We start from the raw sequence: 1,083 nt of genomic DNA, 5'->3' as shown, positions 1-1,083 counted from the left end.
TTCCCATAGCGTAAGCTAGTAAGATCCCTGAAAGATGATCAGGTTGATAGGTTCGAGGTGGAAGCATGGTGACATGTGGAGCTGACGAATACTAATAGATCGAGGACTTAACCATATAATATGTAGCGATGTTATCTAGTTTTGAAGGAATATGCATTAAAATTTCTTCTTGACATTTCGAAAGAAATGTTTATAATGATAAAAGTCTGGTAATGATGGCAGAGAGGTCACACCCGTTCCCATACCGAACACGGAAGTTAAGCTCTCTAGCGCCGATGGTAGTTGGGACCTTGTCCCTGTGAGAGTAGGACGTTGCCAGGCTAATATTATTCCGCAGTAGCTCAGTGGTAGAGCTATCGGCTGTTAACCGATCGGTCGTAGGTTCGAGTCCTACCTGCGGAGCCATTATGCTTCCATAGCTCAGCTGGTAGAGCACTTCCATGGTAAGGAAGAGGTCACCGGTTCAAGCCCGGTTGGAAGCTTGGGAATAGGTTTAAAACTTTTTTGGCCCGTTGGTCAAGTGGTTAAGACACCGCCCTTTCACGGCGGTAACACGGGTTCGAATCCCGTACGGGTCACCACTTTTGGAGGATTAGCTCAGCTGGGAGAGCACCTGCCTTACAAGCAGGGGGTCGGCGGTTCGATCCCGTCATCCTCCACCATATAATTTTATATGAATAGTATTGTCGCGGGGTGGAGCAGCACGGTAGCTCGTCGGGCTCATAACCCGAAGGTCGCAGGTTCAAATCCTGTCCCCGCAACCAAATGGTCCCGTGGTGTAGTGGTTAACATGCCTGCCTGTCACGCAGGAGATCGCCGGTTCGACCCCGGTCGGGACCGCCATTTTAACTTCTGCTATATAGCAGTTGTTTTTTATTGGACATTATGGTACAATAACATTTGTCTTTGAAAAGAAGATAATTATTTCGATGGGCTATAGCCAAGCGGTAAGGCAACGGACTTTGACTCCGTCATGCGCTGGTTCGAATCCAGCTAGCCCAGCCATTTACGAGCCATTAGCTCAGTTGGTAGAGCATCTGACTTTTAATCAGAGGGTCGAAGGTTCGAGTCCTTCATGGCTCA

General features: G+C 48.2%; 8 tRNA genes and 2 rRNA genes. All 10 read left to right on the top strand.

Features of this window, described 5'->3' with window-relative positions:
• Positions 1-115, top strand: a 23S ribosomal RNA gene (locus AU379_RS20435); the annotation flags it as partial.
• 90 nt (positions 116-205) lie between these two features.
• Positions 206-321 (top strand): 5S ribosomal RNA (gene rrf / locus AU379_RS20430).
• Positions 322-330: 9 nt separating this feature from the next.
• Positions 331-405: transfer RNA gene (locus tag AU379_RS20425), tRNA-Asn, on the top strand.
• 4 nt (positions 406-409) lie between these two features.
• Positions 410-482 (top strand) — tRNA-Thr (locus tag AU379_RS20420).
• Positions 483-506: 24 nt separating this feature from the next.
• Positions 507-581 (top strand) — tRNA-Glu (locus AU379_RS20415).
• Between the two features lie 5 nt (positions 582-586).
• Positions 587-662 (top strand) — tRNA-Val (locus AU379_RS20410).
• 25 nt (positions 663-687) lie between these two features.
• Positions 688-764, top strand: a tRNA-Met gene (locus tag AU379_RS20405).
• A 3-nt stretch (positions 765-767) separates the two neighbouring features.
• A tRNA-Asp gene (locus AU379_RS20400) sits at positions 768-843 on the top strand.
• A gap of 87 nt (positions 844-930) precedes the next feature.
• Positions 931-1,005 (top strand) — tRNA-Gln (locus AU379_RS20395).
• 5 nt (positions 1,006-1,010) lie between these two features.
• A tRNA-Lys gene (locus AU379_RS20390) sits at positions 1,011-1,083 on the top strand.

Source organism: Bacillus sp. JH7, assembly GCF_001563515.1.
In the GTDB taxonomy this organism is placed as follows: Bacteria; Bacillota; Bacilli; order Bacillales; family Bacillaceae_G; genus Bacillus_A; species Bacillus_A cereus.
Note: the sequence above shows the minus strand (reverse complement) of the source record. Positions and strands in the feature narration are given on the sequence as shown.